Source organism: Tateyamaria sp. syn59, assembly GCF_007995245.1.
GTDB lineage: Bacteria > Pseudomonadota > Alphaproteobacteria > Rhodobacterales > Rhodobacteraceae > Tateyamaria.
In genome coordinates this window covers 615,443-636,745 of sequence record NZ_VCBA01000001.1, presented here as the reverse complement: position 1 = coordinate 636,745, position 21,303 = coordinate 615,443, and the positions used below count along the sequence as shown (strand labels likewise).

General features: G+C 61.3%; 23 protein-coding genes. 16 read left to right on the top strand and 7 right to left on the bottom strand.

What is annotated here, in order from left to right; translation table 11 throughout:
* The first annotated feature begins 72 nt into the window (after nt 1–72).
* From obgE to FD715_RS03220, 3 genes are all read left to right on the top strand, one after another.
* The gene (gene obgE, locus FD715_RS03230) at nt 73–1,107 is read left to right on the top strand and encodes a GTPase ObgE (RefSeq protein WP_147105047.1); all 1,035 of its coding nucleotides are present in this window, start codon (nt 73–75) and stop codon (nt 1,105–1,107) included.
* Complete coding sequence (gene proB, locus FD715_RS03225) at nt 1,095–2,201, top strand: glutamate 5-kinase (RefSeq protein WP_147105044.1); 1,107 nt, start codon at nt 1,095–1,097, stop codon at nt 2,199–2,201. Before obgE ends, proB begins: the two co-directional genes overlap by 13 nt.
* Before the next feature lie 74 nt (nt 2,202–2,275).
* Nucleotides 2,276–3,541 (top strand): glutamate-5-semialdehyde dehydrogenase, encoded by a 1,266-nt coding sequence (locus tag FD715_RS03220; RefSeq protein ID WP_147105041.1) that lies wholly within the window; start codon nt 2,276–2,278, stop codon nt 3,539–3,541.
* A 3-nt stretch (nt 3,542–3,544) separates the two neighbouring features.
* On the opposite strand, the gene FD715_RS03215 is transcribed toward FD715_RS03220, so the two are convergent.
* Nucleotides 3,545–4,138 (bottom strand): histidine phosphotransferase family protein, encoded by a 594-nt coding sequence (locus tag FD715_RS03215; RefSeq protein ID WP_147105038.1) that lies wholly within the window; start codon nt 4,136–4,138, stop codon nt 3,545–3,547.
* Between the two features lie 38 nt (nt 4,139–4,176).
* Here FD715_RS03215 and FD715_RS03210 point away from each other — a divergent pair, with 38 nt between their 5' ends.
* The 6 genes from FD715_RS03210 (at nt 4,177) to pip (ending at nt 9,224) form a co-directional block, all read left to right on the top strand.
* A complete protein-coding gene (locus FD715_RS03210; RefSeq protein ID WP_147105035.1) occupies nt 4,177–4,359 on the top strand; it encodes a DUF3553 domain-containing protein in 183 nt (60 codons plus the stop codon).
* 95 nt (nt 4,360–4,454) lie between these two features.
* Nucleotides 4,455–5,216 (top strand): GNAT family N-acetyltransferase, encoded by a 762-nt coding sequence (locus FD715_RS03205; RefSeq protein ID WP_147105032.1) that lies wholly within the window; start codon nt 4,455–4,457, stop codon nt 5,214–5,216.
* Nucleotides 5,213–6,070: a lysophospholipid acyltransferase family protein gene (locus FD715_RS03200; protein ID WP_147105029.1), complete on the top strand. Its 858-nt coding sequence runs from the start codon at nt 5,213–5,215 to the stop codon at nt 6,068–6,070. The genes FD715_RS03205 and FD715_RS03200 overlap by 4 nt, the downstream gene beginning before the upstream one ends.
* A gap of 420 nt (nt 6,071–6,490) precedes the next feature.
* Nucleotides 6,491–7,291 carry a 30S ribosomal protein S2 gene (gene rpsB, locus FD715_RS03195; protein WP_147105027.1) on the top strand — a complete coding sequence of 267 codons (801 nt, stop codon included), beginning with the start codon at nt 6,491–6,493 and terminating at the stop codon, nt 7,289–7,291.
* 73 nt (nt 7,292–7,364) lie between these two features.
* Nucleotides 7,365–8,240, top strand: a complete 876-nt coding sequence (tsf, locus tag FD715_RS03190) for a translation elongation factor Ts (RefSeq protein ID WP_147105024.1) — start codon at nt 7,365–7,367, stop codon at nt 8,238–8,240.
* 69 nt (nt 8,241–8,309) lie between these two features.
* Nucleotides 8,310–9,224: a prolyl aminopeptidase gene (gene pip / locus FD715_RS03185; protein ID WP_147105020.1), complete on the top strand. Its 915-nt coding sequence runs from the start codon at nt 8,310–8,312 to the stop codon at nt 9,222–9,224.
* A gap of 374 nt (nt 9,225–9,598) precedes the next feature.
* On the opposite strand, the gene FD715_RS03180 is transcribed toward pip, so the two are convergent.
* The 5 genes from FD715_RS03180 to FD715_RS03160 are packed head-to-tail and all read right to left on the bottom strand — an operon-like array spanning nt 9,599 to nt 12,922.
* Nucleotides 9,599–10,198, bottom strand: a complete 600-nt coding sequence (locus tag FD715_RS03180; RefSeq protein WP_147105017.1) for a histidine phosphatase family protein — start codon at nt 10,196–10,198, stop codon at nt 9,599–9,601.
* Nucleotides 10,199–10,201: 3 nt separating this feature from the next.
* Nucleotides 10,202–10,930 (bottom strand): LuxR family transcriptional regulator, encoded by a 729-nt coding sequence (locus tag FD715_RS03175; RefSeq protein ID WP_147105225.1) that lies wholly within the window; start codon nt 10,928–10,930, stop codon nt 10,202–10,204.
* 17 nt (nt 10,931–10,947) lie between these two features.
* The gene (gene aroQ, locus FD715_RS03170; RefSeq protein WP_147105014.1) at nt 10,948–11,391 is read right to left on the bottom strand and encodes a type II 3-dehydroquinate dehydratase; all 444 of its coding nucleotides are present in this window, start codon (nt 11,389–11,391) and stop codon (nt 10,948–10,950) included.
* A gap of 41 nt (nt 11,392–11,432) precedes the next feature.
* Entirely contained in the window at nt 11,433–11,924 is a 492-nt protein-coding gene (locus FD715_RS03165) for a MaoC family dehydratase (RefSeq protein ID WP_147105012.1), read from the bottom strand.
* Nucleotides 11,921–12,922 (bottom strand): NADP-dependent oxidoreductase, encoded by a 1,002-nt coding sequence (locus FD715_RS03160; protein WP_147105008.1) that lies wholly within the window; start codon nt 12,920–12,922, stop codon nt 11,921–11,923. The genes FD715_RS03165 and FD715_RS03160 overlap by 4 nt, the downstream gene beginning before the upstream one ends.
* Before the next feature lie 29 nt (nt 12,923–12,951).
* Here FD715_RS03160 and FD715_RS03155 point away from each other — a divergent pair, with 29 nt between their 5' ends.
* Complete coding sequence (locus FD715_RS03155) at nt 12,952–13,614, top strand: histidine phosphatase family protein (protein ID WP_147105005.1); 663 nt, start codon at nt 12,952–12,954, stop codon at nt 13,612–13,614.
* On the opposite strand, the gene FD715_RS03150 is transcribed toward FD715_RS03155, so the two are convergent.
* The gene (locus tag FD715_RS03150; RefSeq protein ID WP_147105002.1) at nt 13,611–14,606 is read right to left on the bottom strand and encodes an NADPH:quinone oxidoreductase family protein; all 996 of its coding nucleotides are present in this window, start codon (nt 14,604–14,606) and stop codon (nt 13,611–13,613) included. The two genes, FD715_RS03155 and FD715_RS03150, sit on opposite strands and share 4 nt — an antisense overlap.
* A 138-nt stretch (nt 14,607–14,744) precedes the next feature.
* Here FD715_RS03150 and FD715_RS03145 point away from each other — a divergent pair, with 138 nt between their 5' ends.
* From FD715_RS03145 to FD715_RS03120, 6 genes are all read left to right on the top strand, one after another.
* Nucleotides 14,745–15,569, top strand: a complete 825-nt coding sequence (locus FD715_RS03145) for an SDR family NAD(P)-dependent oxidoreductase (RefSeq protein ID WP_147104997.1) — start codon at nt 14,745–14,747, stop codon at nt 15,567–15,569.
* Nucleotides 15,566–16,450: an SDR family NAD(P)-dependent oxidoreductase gene (locus tag FD715_RS03140; protein WP_147104993.1), complete on the top strand. Its 885-nt coding sequence runs from the start codon at nt 15,566–15,568 to the stop codon at nt 16,448–16,450. Before FD715_RS03145 ends, FD715_RS03140 begins: the two co-directional genes overlap by 4 nt.
* A 90-nt stretch (nt 16,451–16,540) precedes the next feature.
* Nucleotides 16,541–17,737 (top strand): acetyl-CoA C-acyltransferase, encoded by a 1,197-nt coding sequence (locus FD715_RS03135; RefSeq protein WP_147104990.1) that lies wholly within the window; start codon nt 16,541–16,543, stop codon nt 17,735–17,737.
* An 82-nt stretch (nt 17,738–17,819) separates the two neighbouring features.
* Entirely contained in the window at nt 17,820–18,809 is a 990-nt protein-coding gene (locus tag FD715_RS03130) for a nitronate monooxygenase family protein (RefSeq protein WP_147104988.1), read from the top strand.
* A gap of 2 nt (nt 18,810–18,811) precedes the next feature.
* Nucleotides 18,812–19,840 (top strand): phosphotransferase family protein, encoded by a 1,029-nt coding sequence (locus FD715_RS03125; protein ID WP_147104985.1) that lies wholly within the window; start codon nt 18,812–18,814, stop codon nt 19,838–19,840.
* Between the two features lie 182 nt (nt 19,841–20,022).
* Nucleotides 20,023–21,264, top strand: a complete 1,242-nt coding sequence (locus FD715_RS03120) for a branched-chain amino acid ABC transporter substrate-binding protein (protein WP_223274714.1) — start codon at nt 20,023–20,025, stop codon at nt 21,262–21,264.
* The last annotated feature ends 39 nt before the right edge of the window (nt 21,265–21,303 follow it).

The window sequence follows — 21,303 nt, the reverse complement described above, 5'->3', positions numbered from 1 at the left end:
TCCGGGGGCTGGCCCCCGGTTCCGCGCCCAATCCCCGTTCCAATCCGTTCAAAACTGGACTAAGCCCACCCCATGAAATTTCTTGATCTGGCCAAGGTCTACATCCGCTCGGGTGCAGGCGGAAACGGGTGCATCTCGTTCCGGCGCGAAAAATACATCGAATATGGTGGCCCTGACGGCGGTGACGGCGGCGGCGGCGGCTCTGTCATTGCCGAGGCTGTGGACGGCCTTAACACGCTGATCGACTTTCGCTATCAGCAGCACTTCTTTGCCAAGAACGGCCAGCCCGGCATGGGGCGGCAGCGGACGGGCAAGGACGGCGACGACATTGTGCTGCGTGTCCCCGCGGGGACAGAAATCCTTGATGAGGATCAGGAAACGGTGATCGCCGATCTGGTGAATGTGGGTGATACGGTGGAGCTAGCGCGCGGTGGCAACGGCGGCTGGGGCAATCTGCACTTCAAATCCGCCACGAACCAGGCGCCACGCCGCGCCAATCCGGGGCAAGAGGGGGTCGAGCGCACGCTCTGGCTGCGCCTCAAGCTGATTGCGGATGTGGGCCTCTTGGGGCTGCCCAATGCAGGCAAATCCACGTTCCTCGCCACCACATCGAATGCGCGGCCAAAGATCGCCGACTATCCCTTCACCACGCTGCACCCGAACCTCGGTGTCGTGGGCGTCGACAACACCGAATTCGTCGTGGCCGACATCCCCGGCCTGATCGAAGGCGCGTCAGAGGGGCGGGGCCTGGGTGATTTGTTCCTGGGCCATGTCGAACGGTGCGCGGTCTTGCTGCACCTGGTCGACGGGACATCCGAAACGGTCGCAGACGATTACGCGACCATTATCGGTGAGCTTGAAGCCTATGGCGGGGATCTGGCCGATAAACCTCGCGTCACTGTCCTGAACAAGATTGATGCCCTGAACGAAGACCAACGGGATGAAGCGCGCCATGCTTTGGAACAGGCATCAGGCGGTCCCGTCATGCTCATGTCCAGCGTCGCCCGCGAAGGTGTTACAGACGTGCTGCGCGCACTGCGCAACCAGATCGACGACGACAGGCTGCGCCATAAACCCGCCGAAGAGGCAGAACCATGGCGTCCCTGACCACAGCCCGACGGCTGGTGGTCAAGATCGGTTCGGCTCTATTGGTCGACCGGACCACAGGCGCGCTGCGCACGGACTGGCTTGCCGCCCTCGCGCGGGATGTCGCCTGGCTCAAGGGGCAGGGAGTTCAGGTCGTACTTGTCTCCTCCGGCTCGATTGCGCTGGGACGTGGTGTGCTGAGCCTGCCGGCGACCGATCTAGCTCTGGAACAATCCCAGGCTGCAGCAGCCGTGGGCCAAATCCGGCTTGCGCGCGCGTATGAAGAGGCGCTCGCTCCGCACGCCATCACGACCGCCCAAGTCCTGATGACGCTGGAAGACAGCCACGATCGGCGGCGTTACCTCAATTCGCGCGCCACGTTGGAACAGCTGGTCGGGCTTGGTGTTGTGCCCATCGTCAACGAAAACGACACCATTGCTACGGATGAAATCCGCTTTGGGGACAATGACCGCCTCGCGGCACAGATCGCCGCAACCATCGGTGCGGACACATTGGTGCTTTTGTCTGATGTGGATGGCTTTTACTCCGCAAACCCGACCGCCGATCCGACCGCGCAACGCTACGCCGTGATTGAACAAATCACGCCCGAAATCGAGGCACAGGCTGGGGACGCCGGATCTGGTCTGTCCAAGGGTGGCATGAAAACCAAGCTGATGGCGGCCAAGACGGCAACTGCAGCGGGATGCCGCATGGCGATTTGCCACGGCGCCGCGCTGCGCCCGCTGACCGCTCTGGAAAATGGCGCCAACGCCACATGGTTCACCGCAACGCTCGACCCGCAAGCCGCGCGCAAGCGGTGGATCGCGGCGATGAAACCACTGGGGTCTGTCACGCTCGATGCCGGTGCGGCGCGGGCATTATCCAATGGAAACAGTCTCTTGCCTGCCGGTGTTCATGCGGTTATCGGCGCGTTCGGGCGCGGCGACCCGGTGTCGATCTCCGGACCGGACGGACGGCAATTGGGCTTGGGTCTCAGCCGCTATACCGCCGACGAGGCACAGAAGATCAAGGGACACCAAAGCGCCGAAATCGAAGCACTGCTGGGCTATCCAGGTCGCGCTGCCTTGATCCACAGGGACGACATGGCACTGTGATCTTCATCTGACTATAAATACGACCGCCAGAGGCACGAAACTTTCTGGCGCATCGCCTGCAAAGGACCTCACACATGAAAGACTTCGCTGACATCCCCACGCTCATGGCCGATATTGGCGCGCGTGCCAGGGCCGCTGCCGCGACGCTCGCTTTCGCAAGCGCGGAACGCAAGCATGCTGCGTTGATTGCAGCCGCGGATCATGTCTGGAACAGTCGCGATGCGATCCTGGTCGCCAACGAAAAGGATATGGCGTTCGGGCGTGAAAAGGGCCTGACAGATGCCATGATGGACCGGCTGCGGCTGGACGAAGACCGCATTCGGGGCATCGTGGACGGGTTGCGCGCCGTTGCGGAACAGACCGATCCGGTGGGCGAGGTGATGGCCGAGTGGACGCAGCCGACAGGTCTGAGCATTCAGCGCGTCCGCACGCCGCTGGGCGTCGTCGGTGTCATTTATGAAAGCCGTCCCAACGTGACGGCCGACGCCGGTGCGCTGTGTCTCAAGGCGGGCAACGCCGTGATCCTGCGCGGCGGGAGCGAGAGTTTTCACTCCTCTGCTGCTATTCATGCCGCGTTACAAGCCGGCTTGCGCGATGCGAACCTGCCCGAAGACGCGATCCAGAGGGTTCCCACCCGTGATCGCGCGGCGGTCAGCGAGATGCTGACAATGACCGACACCATCGACGTGATCGTACCGCGCGGCGGCAAGGGGCTGGTGGGTCTGGTGCAGCGCGAGGCACGCGTGCCCGTGTTCGCCCACCTGGAAGGGATCGTACACATCTATGTCGACAAGGCGGCGGACCCCGAAAAGGTGCTGAAGGTCGTTCTGAACGCCAAGACGCGCCGCACCGGCATCTGTGGCGCCGCCGAATGCCTGCTGATCCACGCTGATATTGCAAACACCATCGGACAAGGTGTGGTGCGGGCTTTGATGGATGCCGGAGTGCGCGTGCATGCCGATATCGGTTTACAGACCATTGACGGCGTGTTGGCCGCATCTGAGGCCGATTGGGGCAAGGAATACCTCGACATGGACATCGCGGCTAGGATCGTTCCGGATATTGACGCCGCCATCGCGCACATTCGCACCTACGGGTCGAACCACACGGATTGTATCCTGACCGAAGATGAAGGGGCCGTTGCTCAGTTCTTTGAACAATTGGACAGCGCCATCCTGATGCACAACGCCTCCACCCAGTTTGCCGATGGCGGCGAGTTTGGGATGGGCGCCGAAATCGGGATTGCGACGGGCAAGATGCACGCTCGCGGTCCGGTCGGGGCGGCGCAACTGACCAGCTTCAAGTATCTGGTGCGTGGTGACGGGACTGTCAGGTCCTGATCATCAGAACCGGATCGACAGCTTTTCGGGCGTCACTTCCGTCTCCAAACTGCGGCCTGCGTCCTGCGCCACTTCGTGCAGCAGGGCAAATTGAACATGGGCGGGCGCGAGTTCATCGACGTCCTGCCCCTTCAGCAGGCCCCAAAGGCCCGCATCCACGCTCTGTTTGGGCGAATGGCCAGTGATGTCCCATACCCCGTTGGAACAGGCAATCTCGATCCGACCGCCATAGGGCAGGCTGGTTTCGAGGCACTGCACCGCAAGGAACGCCATACGCACCCCCCATCGGGGCTGCGGATCCAGCGGGCCATAGACCACTTTCAGTCGCTCGCCGCGCATGCTGTCGGCAAGGATCGACACCACCTCGGCCCGGCCAAGGGACTGATCGCTGGCGGCACCATAGGCGATGCGGAAGAAACGGATGCGCGCGCTGGCGTTTCCGACGCTTTCCGAGATCAGATCAAGTTCCGGCCCCTCACGCGCATCGGACATACCCAACAGTTCGAGCCCATTGTTGATCGCTCCGATCGGCGATATGAGGTCATGGCAGATCCTGCTGCCAATCAATGCCGCAAGGTTGATGTTACTTTGGCCCATCAGCGGCCCCCCAGTTAAGAATTTGGTAAGGCCACATCATGGAAGATCTAAACGCCATTCTGGCCCCCGGTATGTTGGTGCGTCATCCCCAGTATGAGGACTGGGGGATCGGACAGGTTCAAAGCAACGTCGCCGCCAAGGTCACCGTGAATTTTCCCAATGAGGGCAAGGTGGTGATCGACGGGACGCGGGTTGCGTTGATCCCAGTGTTTGATGCCTGAACATCCTTTCCGAATTGTTAACGCGTTGCAACCTGTGGTCGCATCTGCATCCCAGCGGCTACCAAAATTCAAATGATCCCGCTACACCGCCCGCGATGACCCTGACCCACGTGCCTGAATTCCGCGTCTCGCTTGTGGACACTGCTGCCGAACTGCAAGCCGCGCAGCGGTTGCGATATGATGTGTTCGTGCGCGAATTGGGCGGGGGTGGGCCTCTGGTTGATCACGCAGCGGGGCTGGAGCGGGACCGGTTTGACCCGTTCTTTGACCACCTGATCCTGCACGACGATGCCGCAGGGCAGGTGGTGGCCGTCTACAGGATGCTGCGCGCCACGCAGGCTGAGGCGGCGGGCCAGTTCTATTCCGAGGATGAGTATGATCTGACACCCTTGCGCGCCACGGGACGGCGCCTGCTGGAATTGGGCCGGTCTTGCGTGCATCCAGCCTATCGGGGCGGGCCAGCGATGTATCATCTGTGGAACGGCCTCGCGGCATATGTGGCGGAGCACCGGATCGACATCATGTTCGGCGTGGCGTCCTTCCACGGCACGGATGTGCAGCGCCTCGCGCAGCCCCTGTCGCTGCTGCACCACCGCCATCTGGCGCCGCAAGAGCTGCGGGTGCAGGCCCGCGCGCCCCATGCCGTGTCGATGGATCTGCTGCCCGAAAACGAGATCGACCGGCGCGCTGCGATGGTCGAAGTGCCTGCGTTGATCAAGGCCTATCTGCGGCTCGGCGGCATGGTTGGCGAAGGCGCATATGTGGATCATGGGTTCAACACAACCGACGTTTGCCTGGTCATGGACACGGCCGCCATGTCCGAACGGCAAAAGCGTATTTATGGTGCACAATCATGAGCATGACATGGGATGGTGCGCCGCCGCCCGAGCATGTGGCGCGTGGGTTGCGTGCCACGCTGCGCATCGTCTGGCGCGGCCTTGGGATCATCCTGATCATTCTGACCGGTCTTGCCCTGTTGCTGCCGCTGCGACTGATCGAAGGCCCCCTGTTCGGGCTCCGCCGCCCGTGGACACCGTGGATCACGCAGATCGTTTGCCGTACGTCGCTGCGTTGGCTTGGGCTGGCCTATCGCAGGACGGGCAAACCGATGACGGGGCAGGGTGCTATTGTGGCTAACCATTCGTCATGGCTGGATATTTTTGCGCTGAACGCGGCGGACAGGATCTATTTCGTGTCGAAGTCGGAGGTGGCGGGCTGGCCCGGGATCGGCGCGCTGGCGCGCGCCACAGGCACCTTGTTCATTGCACGGGATCGACGAGCAGCCAAGGTTCAGACCGCGCTGTTCGAAGAACGGCTTCTGGCCGGTCAGCGCCTGCTGTTTTTTCCTGAAGGAACCAGCACCGACGGGCTGCGCGTGCTGCCGTTCAAGACGACGCTCTTTGCCTCCTTTTTTGCGGATGCTCTGCGCCCGCGCATGTCGGTCCAGCCGGTTACTGTGGTTTATCATGCCCCCAAGGGGCGCGACCCGCGGACCTATGGCTGGTGGGGGGAAATGGAGTTTGGCACGCATCTGCTGGCGACGCTTGCCTTGCCGCGGCATGGTCATGTCGAGGTTATCTATCACCCGGCGATTGCGGTCTCGGACGTGGCGGATCGCAAGGCGCTGGCGGCTGCGGCAGAGGTGGTTGTACGCGGCAGTCATAGCCTTGCTGCGGATGAAGGGCGGGTTAACAGCAATTCAGAAATTTAACCATCTGTTGCATCGCGCGGCATGTCGGCGCGCGCTGCACAGTGTGCACCATGCGTGCGCCCCTTGTGCACATCCCGTGCACCGGTTGTGCACCGGTTGTGCACCGGACTATGTGTCTGATGGACCTTACCCACAAGATATAGAGTTGGCCGATCCAAAGGCCGCGCTGGCGCGCGACGATATTTTTCCAGGGCTCTGCCCCGTCCTGCGGATTTCCCGAAGTATTTGCGGCCAGAAGAAATGGTATTGCGGCCGGTGGGGCATTTGGGACTTGTCAATCGGGGGCGGCTGCCGTAAGGCGCGCGCATCAATCCGCAGTTCGGGGCGGGCAGATGGGGGAGACATCCCCAGATGTCCACCGGTTGACGCATCCGCGTTGATACCCTGGGCAAGGCGAAAACCGGAAAAAGGATAAAGCACATGGCTCTTCCCGAGTTCACCATGCGCCAGCTGCTGGAAGCTGGCGTTCACTTTGGTCACCAGACACAGCGTTGGAATCCGCGCATGTCGCCGTTCATCTACGGCTCTCGCAATGGTATCCACATCATGGACCTAACACAGACCGTTCCGATGCTGGATCAGGCGCTACAGGCGATCCGCGACACCGTCGCCAAGGGCGGCCGCGTCCTGTTTGTGGGCACGAAACGTCAAGCGTCCGGCCCCGTGGCGGAAGCTGCTGAGAAATGCGCGCAATACTACATGAACCACCGCTGGCTGGGTGGCACGCTGACCAACTGGCAGACCGTGTCGCAGTCGATCAACCGTCTGAAGTCCATCGACGAGCAAGCCGAGACGGGCTTTGAAGGTCTGACGAAGAAAGAGCGTCTGGGCATGGAGCGTGACCAGGGCAAGCTGCAGGCTTCGCTTGGCGGTATCCGTGAGATGGGCGGCCGTCCCGACCTGCTGTTCGTCATCGACGTCAAGAAAGAAGCGCTGGCCGTGGCCGAAGCCAACAAGCTTGGCATCCCGGTTGTCGCTGTCGTGGACACCAATTGCTCGCCCGATGGTGTGGACTACATCATCCCCGGCAACGACGACGCGGCCCGTGCCATCGCGCTTTATTGCGATCTGGCTTCGCGCGCAGCGTTGGACGGCATGAGTGCCCAACTGGGTGCCGCTGGCGTTGACCTGGGTGCGATGGAAGAGGCCCCGGTCGAAGAAGCTGTCGCCGAAGAGGCGCCTGCCGAGGAAGCCGCAGCAGAAGCACCTGCCGAGAGCTGAAGCGTCACGGAACTGACATATGCGGCAGGCTAATCCCTGCCGCAGCACACACCTACTTGAGGAGAGCCGAGAGATGGCAATCACAGCAGCATTGGTGAAAGAACTGCGCGACAGCACCGGCGCAGGCATGATGGACGCGAAAAAAGCGCTTACAGAAACCGATGGCGACATGGAAGCCGCCGTGGACTGGCTGCGCACCAAGGGTTTGGCGAAGGCCGCCAAAAAGTCGGGCCGCACGGCTGCCGAAGGTCTGGTGGCTGTCGTCGTGGACGGTGGTACGGGCGTGGCCGTCGAGGTGAACTCGGAAACCGACTTTGTCGGCAAGAACGCCGAGTTCCAGGAAATGGTATCGGGCATCGCAACCGCCGCTCTGGGCGTTGATGATGTGGACGCGCTGGTCGCTGCCGACATGGGTGGCAAGACCGTGGCCGACGTCGTGACCGACAAGATCGCGACCATTGGTGAGAACATGTCCGTGCGTCGCATGGCGAAAATCTCGGGCGGCACGGTTGTGTCTTATGTCCACAACGCCGCGACGGCCGGTATGGGCAAGATCGGCGTTCTGGTGGCCATGGATGGTGGTGACGAGGCGTTTGGCAAGCAGGTTGCGATGCACATCGCCGCTGTGAACCCAGCTGCCCTGTCCGAGGCCGACATGGACCCCGCCGTGGTCGAGAAGGAAAAGCAGGTCCAGATGGACATCGCCCGCGAGAGCGGCAAGCCAGAGCAGGTCATCGAGAAGATGATTGTGGGCCGCATGAAGAAGTTCGTGGCCGAGGCGACGCTGCTGAACCAGTCCTTCGTGGTGAATCCTGACATGACGGTCGAAGCCGCAGCCACCGAGGCTGGTGCCACCATCACTGGCTTTGCCCGTCTGGAAGTGGGTGAAGGCATCGAGGTCGAAAAGGAAGATTTTGCAGCCGAGGTGGCCAAGGCCGCTCAAGGTTAAGCTTCTCCTTGCATTGAGTTCGAAACGGCGCGTCCATGAGGGCGCGCCGTTTTGCTTTGGAGGGCTGCGATGTTTCTGGATGTGGGCGATGGACACCGCCTGTGGTTTGAGCAGGTGGGGCAGGGCGTGGATGCGCTGGTGCTGCATGGCGGTCCGGGGTCAGGGTGCAGGCCGGGGCATTATGATCTGTTTGACCTCGGCTGCTACCGGGTGACCTTGCTGGACCAGCGGGGCTGTGGCCGGTCGCGGCCGCTGGCGTCCGAAACGCTGGCCGCGTTGGATGCGAATACGACGGCCCATCTGATTGCGGATATCGAAGCGTTGCGCGCGCATCTGGGTGTTGAGGCGTGGGTGCTGTTTGGCGGGTCGTGGGGGACGACGCTGGCGATGGCATATGCTCAAGCGCATCCTAACCGCGTGCGCGCGATGGTACTGGCGGGCGTGGCCACGACGGCGGCACGCGATCTGCAGTGGCTGTACGGCGACGTGGGCGCAATGTTTCCCGAAGCCTATGCGGCGTTTTGCGGGCATGTACCTGAGGTCTCAGATGAGGCGGCGGCGACGCCCCGGCGCATAGCGGCCTACGCGAAGCGGTTGCGGGATCCGGGCCGGGCACAGGCGGCGGCGGACGCGTGGTGCCAGTGGGAAACGGCGATCTTTGGGGGAGATATTCGGGATCCCGCGTCGCGCTATGCCGAGCCGGGCTTTCGCCTGGGGTTTGCGCGGATCGTGGCGCATTATTTTGCGCATCAGGCTTGGTTAGGCGAAGACGCGCTGCGCAGGAATGTCGCGGCCATGGCCCATATTCCGTGCACCATGATCCACAGCCGGTTCGATCCGTCGTGTCCGTTGCGAACCGCATGGGCGTTAGCACAAGACTGGCCCGCGTCCCGGTTGCAGATACTGGGCGGGACGGCGCATTCGGCGCTGGATGCAGATATGTCTACCACCATCCGGACGGCGACGGATGCAATCATAGCCTGAGAAAAAGGAAGGGTGGGCGGGATCGCGTTTGGGGTCGCAATCCCGCCCTTTTGTCTGCGTCCTTGGCCACGGGGATGAGACTCGTGGACGCAACAAATCCGGCCCACCTGCGGATCAATACACAGGTGAACCGGCTCCGGTTAGACCGGTCGACGCGAAGAGCCTTCGAAATGGCGAAGGGTCCGCCCCGCTGTTCCCTGGCTAAAGCCACCACTCACGGAACACGCATACAATGCCAAATTTACCGGGGATTAGCAAAGTGGGGGATTCCTTACCTAACGGTCAAAAATTACGAATGACGCAAGGTTACCGGTATTATTGTTTCATATAGGGGACTGCGGGCTATACGGACCCGGAGCCGAACCTCTTAATTTCTAAAGCAAAAAGTGGCTTTCCAAACTCTGCCATTCACTATTGATTTCAAGTGTTTCACGGTCAAACATGAGAAGATTTCCGCCACCTCCCGGGCCCTGATCATAGGTCCGTGTGATGGGATATCCTTTGATCGCACAAAAAAGCAGCGTTCCGACCGCACCGTGTCCGACAATCAACACATCTCCGGCGGGTGCGTCCCGCAAAACCCCTTTAACACTGCGGAGAATCCTTGTTTGCGCGTCAACGGCGCGTTCCCAGCCACGGACAGATTCCTCGGGCTTGCCAAAGAAGATGTCGGCGGTTTTCTCGAACTCCGCAGAGGGCAAATAGCCGGTTGAGCTGCGATCATTCTCGTAGCTGTCCGGCGCAATCTGGACACTCAGGTCGAGCGCGGCGGCAATCGGCTCTGCCGCGTCACAGGCTTTGCGTTCGGGGCTGGAAAAGACCGCGACGGTGCCGTCAAGACGGTCTTGCGCAACAGCGGCCAGTGCGTCGATGCGCGCACGACCGACGTCGTTCAGGGACCATTCGGTGATTTCCACATCGGGATTGATCTGAACCTGGGGGTGGCTCAGATACCGCAGAACGGATTTTGTCATGGGTTAGGCCTCGAGGATAAACATCTGGTTGGCGAAGGCCGCCTTAAGAACGGCCTGTGCCGTTGTTTCCACTGCCAGTGCCTCGCGTGCAAGACGCAAGTGCTTCTCGACCGTTGCCGATGTAAGGCCCATGAGGACTGCAATATCTTGCATGGTCTTGCCGTCCCCGACCCATTCCAACGCCTCGCGTTGCCGTTTGGTCAGGGACCGGTTTGGCGCGCTGTAGGGCAGGGTCAGGATTTTCAGGTGGGCCACGTTGTTCATCAGGTGGATGTCGCGGCCGTGCTCGGCCCAGACGGCGTCGATGTCGTCCTGGCTCATCCCTTCGCGTGCGGTCAGGGCGATGGCGCCCTTGGACCGTGCCGACACGGATTTGAAGCTGATCGTGTAACCGGCTGTCACGCCCTTGGAATAGTTGAACTCCAGCACACGCTGTTCGGAGGGCGTGAGCGTCTTGGTAGATTGCATCTGGCTGAGGATGCCCCAGCTGCAGGCACCCTCGTTGTTGAGGGCCCAGTTGACCATGGGCGCGTGCGCGTAGTGCTGTTCGCCCAGAAAGACGTCGGTGTATTCCTTGGCGTGATTGGTGAGGATGATGAAGTCTTCGGGATCGCCAAGCGACGTGCCGGAGCGGTAGCGGGTAAAGCCATAGATCAGCCGGTCAAACCCGTAGCCTTCCATCTTGCGCGTGTGGGCTTCCCACAGCTCTTCGATGGTCTGACAGTTCGACATTCTGTGCAGATAGCTTTTCACGTGCGTCCCCCAAGATGCCCGATCAATGCGTCCAAAGCCAAAGTATACCCAGCAACGCCAAAGCCGCAAATCATTCCGATTGCCACAGGCGCAATGTAGCTGCGATGGCGAAAGGCTTCGCGTGCATGGATGTTGCTGAGGTGCAGTTCGACAACCGGCAACTCGGTGCTGAGGATGGCGTCATGCAGCGCGATGGATGTGTGCGTGTAGGCGCCCGCGTTCAGGACGATACCGTCATGCACGCCCTTGGCCGCATGGATCGCATCCACAAGCGCGCCTTCGTGGTTGGATTGGGCGCAGGTGACGTCGTAACCGCCCGCCGCGGCGTGGTCTCGGCACATCTGTTCCACCTCCGGCAAGGTGGTCGCGCCGTAGATTTCGGGTTGCCGTGTACCCAGGAGATTCAGGTTGGGCCCATTGAGAACCAGAGCAGAAGTCATCGAAAATACCTTGATGTTCCCAAGGTGTTAGCGAGTTTGGACTAGGTCTGTCCAGAGGTACCTTGTGGCGATTGCGCAAACACGGCCAGCGCGAGCCATTCTGCAACAATGGCAGGGGTTTCGCCCGCATCACTTTCGATGGTGAGAGTGAATGCGCGCAGAAGCTCGGATCTGGAGCGCTGGGTGACGTCCCGTAGGGTGAAGCGTCCCCGCAACCGTTGCCCGGGTCGAACAGGTGTCAGGAAACGCAGCCGGTTGAAGCCGTAATTGATGCCCACGCTTTGCCCCGGCAGCAGCGGAAAACAGTCATAGGCGAATCGCGACGCCAGGCTGAGTGTCAGAAAACCGTGCGCGATCGTGCCGCCCAGGCTGGTCTCCGCGGCGCGGGCAGGGTCAGTATGTATCCACTGGTCGTCCTGCGTCACGTCTGCGAACCGGTCGATCATCGGTTGATCTATGACGATCCAGTTCGACACACCGACCTCGGTGCCGATCTGCGCTTGCAGTCCTTTGAGGGCCGCTTCGATGCTCATGGATCGGCGCCCACGCGAACCATGCGCTTTCCGGTGTTGTCGCCGTTCAGCAGCCCGATCAGCGCGTGCGGCGCGTTTTCGAGGCCGTCCACGATGTCTTCGGTCACCTTGATCTTGCCTTGGGCCACCCAGGCTTGCAGGGCGCGGGTTGCCTTTGCGTCGTCGCGGGCGAAGTCCATGACGATGAACCCTTCCATACGCAGGCGTTTGACAACAACGACGCCGGGTAGGTTGCGTGGCCCCGTCGGGTTGGTCGTGTCGTATTGGCTGATGGCACCGCAGCACACGACTCGCCCACGTTCATTCATCAGGCCCAGCGTGGTTTCGAGGATCTCGCCACCGACATTGTCGAAATAGACGTCAATCCCATCGGGGCAGGCGGCGCGCAGCGCTTTGAAGACGCCGCCTGCGCGATAATCGACGCAGGCGTCAAAGCCGAGTTCTTGGGTTACAAACGCGCACTTTTCCGGCCCACCTGCGATGCCCACGACCCTGCAGCCGAGCGCCTTGCCGATCTGACCCACATAGCCGCCAACGGAACCGGCCGCCGCACTGACCACAATGGTCTCGCCTGCAAGCGGCTGGCCGATCTGCATGAGCCCGTGAAAGGCTGTTTTGCCAGCAATGCCGTAGACGCTGAGCAAGTGGCTCAGCGGTTCGACCTTGGGCAGCTTCTGGAGCTTGTGGGCGGGCCGGGTCACATAATCAGCCCAGACACTTTCGGCGGCGACGATGTCACCGGGTCTGAGGCGGGGCGATGCGCTCTCCATCACTTCGCAGATGGCGTAGGTGGGCATGGGGTCGCCTGCGTTGACCGCGTCGCGATAGGTGGCGCCCTGCATCCATGAGCGGTTCGCGGCGTCGATGCTCATCAGGATGGTGCGCAGCAGCACTTCTCCGTCCTGCGGCGCCGGCATGGGCGCCTCCTGCATCTCGAAATGCTCGGGACCAAGAGTGCCTAGGGGCAGGCTCGCGACGACGATCTGCCGATTGGTCATCTGGTGGCTCCTCGTGTAAGTGATGGGGCATGACGCAAGAGTACCGCCAGCCTGTTTATGCGCCGCCTGCGGGGGCGGCAGACCTGTATCTGATCCGACATGGTGAAAGCGCGCCTGCGCGCCCCGGCGTGTCCTTTCCGATGAAGGACGGGCATGGTGATCCGCCCCTGCACCCGCAAGGCGAGCGGCAGGCGATTGCCGTGGCGGAGCGGTTGAAAAATGAAACCTTTGCAGCGCTTTACGTGACAAAGTTGATCCGCACGCACCAGACGGCTGCACCGCTGGCCGCGCAGCTGGGCATGACGCCGATTGAAAACCCCGACTTGCACGAGGTGAGCCTGGGCGACTGGGATGGTGGTCTGTACCGCATCAAGGCTGCGGAGGGGGATCCGATCTATCGGCGCGTTGTTGAAATGCAGGACTGGGGCGTCATCCCGGGCGCCGAGACGCGCGATGCGTTTTTTACGCGCGTGCGCAGAGGATTGTTCAGCATCGCTGAAACGCATGCGGACGAGCGGGTTGCCGTCGTCGTTCATGGTGGTGTGATTGGCGCCGCCTTGGCCATTGCCAGCGGTGCGCAGCCGTTTGCATTTCATGGTGCTGCCAATGGCTCGATCAGCCGTCTTGTGATCCACAAGGACAGGATGATTGTCCGGGGCTTTAACGACACGCAGCATCTGCACCACCTTTAGGCGTTTGTTAGCACCACCTTGCCCAGCACCTTGCGGTCAGCGATCAGGGTTAGCGCCTTGGCCGCGTCCTGCATTGGAAAGCGTGCCGAGATGCGCGGTTTGACCTGTCCTTTGGCATACATGTCAAAGAGTTCTGAAATGTTCTGCATGTGCCCCGCCGGATCACGGTAGATGGAAGCGCCCCAGAACACGCCGACGATCTGACAGGATTTGAGCAATGTCAGGTTCAGCGGGATCGACGGGATGCCCGCTGGGAACCCGACCACCAGAAACCGCCCGCCCCAGGCCATGGACCGGATCACCGGTTCGGCATAGTCGCCGCCCACCGCGTCATAGGCGACGTGGATGCCATCGGGTCCAACGACCTTCTTGATCTCGGCTGACAGTGCTTTTTGCGCATCGCGATCCATCTCGCGCGGGTAGATGATCGTGTCATCAGCGCCGAGGTCTTGGCAGAAATCCGCCTTGTCCTGCGAACTGACCGCGGCGACGACCCGTGCGCCTGCCGCTTTACCCAATTCGATGGCTGCGGCACCGACACCACCGGCGGCACCGAGGATCAGGAGCGTCTCACCTGATTTCAGTTCTGCACGGTTTTTCAACGCGTGATGCGACGTTCCGTACGTGAAAATGAAGCAGGCGGCATCCTCGAATGGCATGTCATTAGGGATCTTCACACATGCCGTCGCCTGCGCGCACAGATGCGTGGTGAAACCGCCAAAGCCGGTCATCGCCAGCACGCGGTCACCAATAGCAAGGGTTGTGACACTGTCGCCGACGGCCTCCACAACACCCGCGACCTCACCGCCCGGCGCAAAGGGGCGCGGCGGTTTGACCTGATAGAGATCGCGGATGATCAGCGTGTCGGGGAAGTTCACGCCAGCTGCCTTGACCGCGATTCGCACCTCGCCCTTTTTTGGCTCAGGCGTCTGTCCTTTGGTCCATTCCAGGGTTTCTGGCCCGCCGGGGGCGGTGCTGAGCATGGCGTGCATATCGGGTCCTCCCACCCATGACGTAACGGCAGGGGTGCAATGTGCCTGCCTTTGCCACATCCTGCAGTTGAGGAGATGCTGCTGTAAAGCGGCAAGCCCGGGCGACGTAGCGGTAGCCCGCGCAAGGGAGGAAAAGCGATGGACCCCAAGACCCTGTTTTCATTGGAGGGCAAGGTGGCCCTTGTGACCGGTGGTGCGACCGGTATCGGGCGGATGGCCGCCACCGGCCTTATGATGGCCGGTGCGCGCGTGCTGATCGCGAGCCGCAAGGGCGATGCCTGCGAAGCGGTGGCGGTTGAGTTGAATGCGATGGACGCGCCCGGCTCGGTCGAAGGTTTCGCCGGTGACGTCGGGAGCGAAGAGGGAATCGACGCCTTGGTGGCCGAGGTGATGGGCCGGACAGACGCGCTGCATATCCTGATGAACAACTCGGGCGTGACCTGGGGCGCACCCATGGGCCAGTTTCCGCATGCGGCCTGGGACAAGGTGATGAACGTGAACGTCGCTGCCATGTTCCATCTGACGCAATCGCTGTTGCCGGTCCTGATCAAGACCGGCACGGCGGATGACCCGGCCCGCGTCGTCAATGTCGGTTCTGTGATGGGCGAGGTGCCGATGGGGGATGGAGCTTATTCCTATGCAGCATCCAAAGCGGCCGTTCTGCATATGACCAAGATCATGGCCAAGGAACTGGCGCCGCATCATGTCACGGTGAATGCGCTGGCGCCGGGGCCGTTTGTGTCGAAGATGACAGCTTTTGCAACCGCAGATGAAGGGATGCGCGAGAAAGTCGGTGCCGATGTGCCACTGGGCCGTGTGGGCCGGGACGAGGATATCGCGGGTTGTATGCAATTCCTGTGCGGGCGCGGCGGCGCTTATCTGACTGGCGCAGTCTTGCCGGTGTCAGGCGGAGTTCAGGTGATGACCGGGCCGAACCTGTTCCGCGCGGCCCTGGGCGGATGATCCGCTTCGACGACCAGGTGGCCATCGTCACTGGCGCAGGAGCCGGGTTGGGGCGGTCACATGCTCTCGGATTGGCCGCACGCGGTGCGAAGGTCGTGATCAACGATATGCATGTCGCGGATGATGTCGTGTCCGAGATCAAGGCGGCAGGCGGCGACGCGTTTTCCCTCGCAGCAGACATCTCCGATGCAAAAGCCGTCGCAGATATGGCTGCGCAGGTTATGGAGCGCTGGGGTCGGATCGACATTCTGGTCAACAACGCGGGTATCCTGCGGGACAAGACCTTTGCCAAGATGGACATGGTCGATTTCGCCAAAGTCATTGACGTGCACCTGATGGGCACGGCGCTGTGCTGCCATGCGGTCTGGCCGATTATGCGGGCGCAGGGGTACGGCCGGATCGTTCTGACGTCATCCGGATCCGGGCTCTACGGCAATTTCGGCCAGTCGAACTATGCAGCGGCCAAGGCCGCGATGGTCGGGTTGATGAATACGCTTCATTTGGAGGGTGCACGTGACGATATCCGCGTGAATACGCTGGCCCCGACTGCCGCTACGGCAATGACCGAAGGGTTGCTGCCGGACGCAGCCCTTGCCCTCTTGCAGCCGGAAACAATCACACCCGGCGTTCTGTATCTGGTGAGCAAGGACGCGCCGAGCCGCACGATCTTGTCGGCGGGCGGCGGCACCTTTGCCGTAACGCAGATCACCGAAACCCAAGGCGCGCTGATCGACGGTGATGTCACACCGGAAGCCGTGGCGGCTGCATGGTCGAAGATAACCGACCCGACGGGTGCCGAACCGCTTGAAAATGCATTTGCCCAGACCCGCAAATACGCGCTGCGGGCGGCGAAAGCGAAGGGGGTGGACCTTGACTGGTAAGCGTCCAATCCGCTTCATCTTGCCAAATAAACTCCGGGGCCCGGGGCAGCGCCCCGGTCCAACCGCCACAAACCAAAAGGACATCTGATCATGCGCGACGCTGTTATCGTCTCTACCGCCCGCACGCCCATCGGCAAGGCGTACCGTGGCGCATTCAACGCCACACCACCGCAAACGCTTGCAGCCCATGCGATTGAACATGCTGCCGCGCGGGCGGGGCTGGAAGGCGGCGAAGTGCAGGATTTGATCATGGGCGCGGCGCTCCAGCAAGGTCACCAGGCGGGCAATGTGGCGCGACAAGCCGCAATCCGCGCGGGCCTGCCTGTGACCGTTGCGGGCATGAGCGTGGACAGGCAATGCGCCTCTGGCATGATGGCAATTGCAACGGCCTCGAAACAGGTGGTGCATGACGGGATGGATGTGGTCGTCGGCGGCGGGGTCGAGTCGGTGTCCATGGTGCAAACGCAGGAGATGCGGACCCATGCCGATCCGTGGCTGAAGGCGAACAAGCCCGAGATCTACATGACCATGCTGGAAACGGCAGAGACGGTCGCCGCGCGCTATGGCGTGAGCCGCGAAGCGCAAGACAGATATGCCGTTCAGTCGCAGGCACGGACAGCAGCGGCGCAGGAGGCGGGTAAGTTCGATGATGAGATCGTACCGCTTACCACCGTAATGAAGTTTCAGGACAAGGAAACCAAGGCGATCTCGGAACATGAGGTCACTCTGGACAAGGACGAGGGCAACCGCCCCGGCACAACGTATGAGAACATCGCGGGTCTGAAGCCCGTCTTTGCCAACGGCATCCATGTGGAGCAGGGTGAGTACATCACTGCGGGCAATGCCTCGCAGTTGTCCGATGGCGCGTCTGCCGCTGTCGTGATGGAAGCGTCGCTCGCCGAGAAGAAGGGGCTTTCACCCTTGGGCCGGTGTATCGGCGTCATGGCCGCTGGGTGCGAGCCGGATGAGATGGGGATTGGACCCGTCTTTGCTGTGCCCAAGCTGCTTGAGGCGCATGGGCTGGGCATGGACGATATTGGGCTTTGGGAATTGAACGAGGCCTTTGCGGTTCAGGTGCTCTATTGCCGCGATACGCTGGGCATTCCGGACGAGCTGTTGAACGTGAATGGCGGGGCTATTTCGATCGGTCACCCTTACGGCATGTCTGGCGCGCGCATGGTTGGTCATGCACTGATCGAGGGCAAGCGGCGAGGGGTCAAGCATGTCGTCTGCACCATGTGCGTAGGCGGCGGCATGGGCGCGGCTGGTCTGTTCGAGGTGCTCTGACCATGGCGTGGATTGAGAGTGCGGGAGCCTCCGGCGGGGATTTTTTGAAACAGGGAAGGATGGACCCGTGGCCCGAGATGTAATGGCGGAGACCCGTTTACCATCGGCCTTGCAGGGGTTGCGCATTCCGATGATCGCGGCACCCCTGTTCATCATTTCGGTACCGGAGTTGGTCATCGCCCAGTGCAAGGCAGGCATCGTTGGATCATTTCCGGCTTTGAACGCACGGGAGGCTGACGGTGATCCGCCATTGCTGGAGGCCTGGCTGACGCGGATCTCCGAGGAGCTGGATCGGCACAACCAGGCCAACCCCGACCAACCCGCAGCACCCTTTGCCGTAAACCAGATCGTGCACCGGTCGAATGTGCGGCTGGACCGGGACCTTGAGATTTGCGCGCGCCATAAGGTGCCGATCTGGATCACGTCGCTGGGCGCGCGCGTCGAGGTGAATGAGGCCGCCCATTCCTGCGGCGGTGTCGTTTTGCACGACATCATCAACAACACCTTTGCGCGCAAGGCCATCGAAAAGGGTGCCGACGGTCTGGTGGCGGTGGCGGCAGGTGCCGGGGGACATGCAGGACAACAATCGCCCTTTGCCCTGATCAGGGAAATCCGCGAATGGTTCGATGGCCCGCTTGCCCTGTCCGGTGCCATCGCAACGGGCGAAGCGTTGCTGGCTGCCCGCGCGATGGGGGCCGATTTCGGCTATGTCGGCTCGCCCTTCATTGCGACTGACGAGGCGAACGCCGTGCAAGGGTACAAGGATATGATTGTGGACAGCGGCGCCGAAGACATCGTCTATTCCTCGCTTTTTACTGGGGTCTGGGGCAACTACCTGCGCGGATCGGTCGAGGCGGCGGGCATGGATCCGGACAATCTTCCGGTGGCGAACGCATCTTCGATGAATTTCTCCTTCGGGTCATCCAAACCGAAAGCGTGGAAAACCATCTGGGGATCAGGGCAGGGCATCGGCGCTGTCAAATCCGTTGAGCCAGCAGGGGCAATCGTGGAACGCATCGCAGAGGAATACGCGGCCGCGGGCGCAAGACTGGCGCAGGACTTCCAAGGGTAAACATGGATACACAAACGCTCGATACCGACGCCGTCGCACTGTACTTGCGGGGCAGGCTGCCCGGATTTGACGGGCCGATCTCTGCCACGAAGTTCACCGGCGGCCAGTCCAATCCGACCTTCCTGCTGAAAACTGGCGCGGGACACTACGTGTTGCGCCGCAAGCCGCCGGGTCAGCTGCTGAAATCCGCCCATGCCGTGGACCGCGAGTTTCGCGTGCAAAAGGCCCTCGCCGGATCGGAGGTACCGGTCGCGAAGATGCATGTGCTGTGTGAAGATCCATCGGTCATCGGGTCTGATTTTTACGTGATGGATCACGTGCGGGGCCGGAATTTCAACGAACCGACGATGGAGGGGCTGTCGAACCAAGATCGAACCGCTCTGATAGCCGATATGAACCGTGTGCTGGCGGCCCTGCATGACGTGGATATCGACGCGGTGGGGCTAAGCGACTACGGCCCACCCGGCCATTACCTAGAACGCCAGATCGGACGGTGGACGAAGCAATACCGCGCGTCGGAAACGCAGGATATTCCGGCCATGAACAGACTGATCGCGCGGTTGGAGGCTGATATGCCGGACGATGATGGCCAACGTACGCTGGTGCATGGTGACTTCCGGATCGACAACATGATCTTCGAGGAGACCGGCACACGCTGCCTTGCGGTGCTTGACTGGGAGCTCAGCACGATTGGCCACCCTTATGCCGATCTCGCATCCGTCATCATGCAGTGGCAACTTCCGGCCGGACCGGAAGGACGGGGCCTGATGGGTGTTGATCGTGCGGCACTTGGCTTGCCAACGGATGCCGCGTTTGTGGCGGAATATTGCCAAAGACGCGGATTGGACAAGGTGGACCGCTTTGGTTTCTTCGTCGCGTTTTGCTTTTTCCGCATGGGGGCAATCATCCAAGGCGTGCTCAAGAGGGCTCTGGACGGGAATGCATCCAACCCAAAACGTGCCATGCAACTGGGTGCCTTTGTTCCGGTCTTCGCCGAGAACGGCTTAAAAGCGTTAGAAGTTGATAAATAGCAATACTCTACATATTGAAATTAATGCGATACATGAATGTAATGCGACTACGTCGGAGCTTGAAGACGGATTCAACCTAGACGCTTGACTTCTACTGTACCTGTGCAACGCTGGACCTATCCCGCTTCGCAAACTGGCCCGATAGAGGCTGCCTGGCGGACCGCGTTCTAGGGAGGAACATCATGCGCACCAAGACCATGCTTGGGCTAACGACAGCCCTGACTCTTGCCGTCAGCGCCTTTGCCGCTGGCGCCGACAGCATCAAAATTGCATTCATTGACCCGCTGAGCGGACCCTTTGCCGGGACCGGAACCAATGGTCTGCACCAGTATCAATTCGCGGCTGAAGAGCTTGTGAACAAGAAGGGCGGCGTGCTGGACGGCGACATGTTCGAGATTGTCGCGTTCGACAACAAGATCAGCCCAAAGGAGTCGCTGATCCAGCTGCAGGTCGCGATCGACCAGGGCATCAGGTACATCGCGCAGGGCAACTCGTCCGGCGTTGCAAACGCGTTGACCGAAGCCATCAACAAGCACAACCGCCGCAATCCGGACGACCGCGTTTTGTTTTTGAACTACTCGGCGGTGGATCCCGCGCTGACCAACGACAAGTGCAACTTCTGGCACTTCCGCTTTGACGCGAATGCAGACATCAAGATGGACGCACTGACGGACAGCATCGTCAGCAATGACGAGATCGAAAAGGTCTATATCATCGGCCAGGACTACAGCTTTGGCAAAGCGGTCGCTTCGGCGGCGGTGAAGTATCTGGGCGAAAAGGCCCCCCAGATCGAGATCGTCGGCAACGAATTGCACCCCATCGGCAAGGTCAAGGATTTCACGCCTTACAGCCGCAAGATCGTGGCGTCGGGGGCCGATGCAGTCATCACCGGCAACTGGGGCGCCGATATGGTGGGGTTGGGCAAGTCCGTGCTTGAAAACGGCTTTACCGGGCCGATTTATACCTACTACGCCGCCGCTGACGGGATCACCGCAGCTTTTGGCGACGCGGGCGTCGGCAGCTTGCGCCTCGTCGCGGAAGGGCAATTGAACCCGCCACCCAATGACCGCGCCTCGGAGTACATTCAGGCGTTCAAGGCGAAGTATCCGGACGGGAACATGAGCCAGGCGCGCATCACAAACGTCATCGAGATGCTGGCCAAGGCGATCAACGAGGCGGGCACGGCAGATGACGTGGTGCCGGTGGCCTATGCGCTTGCCGGGATGGAGCATGAAAGCCTATGGGGCGGCAACCTGATGATGCGCGAAAGCGATCACCAGCTGATCCAGAACGTGCACATTATGGAGCACACCAGTGACGTGGTGCACGACCATGACAATTCCGGCTTCGGCGTGAAGGTGGTCAAGACGGTCGAGATGGCCGCCGCCGACAGCCCCACGACCTGCAAGATGCGGCGCCCGTAAAAGATAGGCACGGGGGGCGGTCCCGCGCCCCTTTTGCTT

What these genes read in the sequence shown, in the direction of transcription:
- tsf (WP_147105024.1), top strand. Translation starts at nt 7,365, where the DNA reads ATGGCAATCACAGCAGCATTGGTGAAAGAACTGCGCGACAGCACCGGC.
- FD715_RS03175 (WP_147105225.1), bottom strand. Translation starts at nt 10,930, where the DNA reads ATGTCGAACTGTCAGACCATCGAAGAGCTGTGGGAAGCCCACACGCGC.
- FD715_RS03200 (WP_147105029.1), top strand. Translation starts at nt 5,213, where the DNA reads ATGAGCATGACATGGGATGGTGCGCCGCCGCCCGAGCATGTGGCGCGT.
- FD715_RS03145 (WP_147104997.1), top strand. Translation starts at nt 14,745, where the DNA reads ATGGACCCCAAGACCCTGTTTTCATTGGAGGGCAAGGTGGCCCTTGTG.
- FD715_RS03150 (WP_147105002.1), bottom strand. Translation starts at nt 14,606, where the DNA reads ATGCACGCCATGCTCAGCACCGCCCCCGGCGGGCCAGAAACCCTGGAA.
- pip (WP_147105020.1), top strand. Translation starts at nt 8,310, where the DNA reads ATGTTTCTGGATGTGGGCGATGGACACCGCCTGTGGTTTGAGCAGGTG.
- FD715_RS03165 (WP_147105012.1), bottom strand. Translation starts at nt 11,924, where the DNA reads ATGAGCATCGAAGCGGCCCTCAAAGGACTGCAAGCGCAGATCGGCACC.
- rpsB (WP_147105027.1), top strand. Translation starts at nt 6,491, where the DNA reads ATGGCTCTTCCCGAGTTCACCATGCGCCAGCTGCTGGAAGCTGGCGTT.
- FD715_RS03210 (WP_147105035.1), top strand. Translation starts at nt 4,177, where the DNA reads ATGGAAGATCTAAACGCCATTCTGGCCCCCGGTATGTTGGTGCGTCAT.
- FD715_RS03215 (WP_147105038.1), bottom strand. Translation starts at nt 4,138, where the DNA reads ATGGGCCAAAGTAACATCAACCTTGCGGCATTGATTGGCAGCAGGATC.
- FD715_RS03205 (WP_147105032.1), top strand. Translation starts at nt 4,455, where the DNA reads ATGACCCTGACCCACGTGCCTGAATTCCGCGTCTCGCTTGTGGACACT.
- FD715_RS03160 (WP_147105008.1), bottom strand. Translation starts at nt 12,922, where the DNA reads ATGACCAATCGGCAGATCGTCGTCGCGAGCCTGCCCCTAGGCACTCTT.
- obgE (WP_147105047.1), top strand. Translation starts at nt 73, where the DNA reads ATGAAATTTCTTGATCTGGCCAAGGTCTACATCCGCTCGGGTGCAGGC.
- FD715_RS03125 (WP_147104985.1), top strand. Translation starts at nt 18,812, where the DNA reads ATGGATACACAAACGCTCGATACCGACGCCGTCGCACTGTACTTGCGG.
- FD715_RS03135 (WP_147104990.1), top strand. Translation starts at nt 16,541, where the DNA reads ATGCGCGACGCTGTTATCGTCTCTACCGCCCGCACGCCCATCGGCAAG.
- FD715_RS03120 (WP_223274714.1), top strand. Translation starts at nt 20,023, where the DNA reads ATGCGCACCAAGACCATGCTTGGGCTAACGACAGCCCTGACTCTTGCC.
- FD715_RS03140 (WP_147104993.1), top strand. Translation starts at nt 15,566, where the DNA reads ATGATCCGCTTCGACGACCAGGTGGCCATCGTCACTGGCGCAGGAGCC.
- FD715_RS03155 (WP_147105005.1), top strand. Translation starts at nt 12,952, where the DNA reads ATGACGCAAGAGTACCGCCAGCCTGTTTATGCGCCGCCTGCGGGGGCG.
- FD715_RS03220 (WP_147105041.1), top strand. Translation starts at nt 2,276, where the DNA reads ATGAAAGACTTCGCTGACATCCCCACGCTCATGGCCGATATTGGCGCG.
- FD715_RS03180 (WP_147105017.1), bottom strand. Translation starts at nt 10,198, where the DNA reads ATGACAAAATCCGTTCTGCGGTATCTGAGCCACCCCCAGGTTCAGATC.
- proB (WP_147105044.1), top strand. Translation starts at nt 1,095, where the DNA reads ATGGCGTCCCTGACCACAGCCCGACGGCTGGTGGTCAAGATCGGTTCG.
- aroQ (WP_147105014.1), bottom strand. Translation starts at nt 11,391, where the DNA reads ATGACTTCTGCTCTGGTTCTCAATGGGCCCAACCTGAATCTCCTGGGT.
- FD715_RS03130 (WP_147104988.1), top strand. Translation starts at nt 17,820, where the DNA reads ATGGCGGAGACCCGTTTACCATCGGCCTTGCAGGGGTTGCGCATTCCG.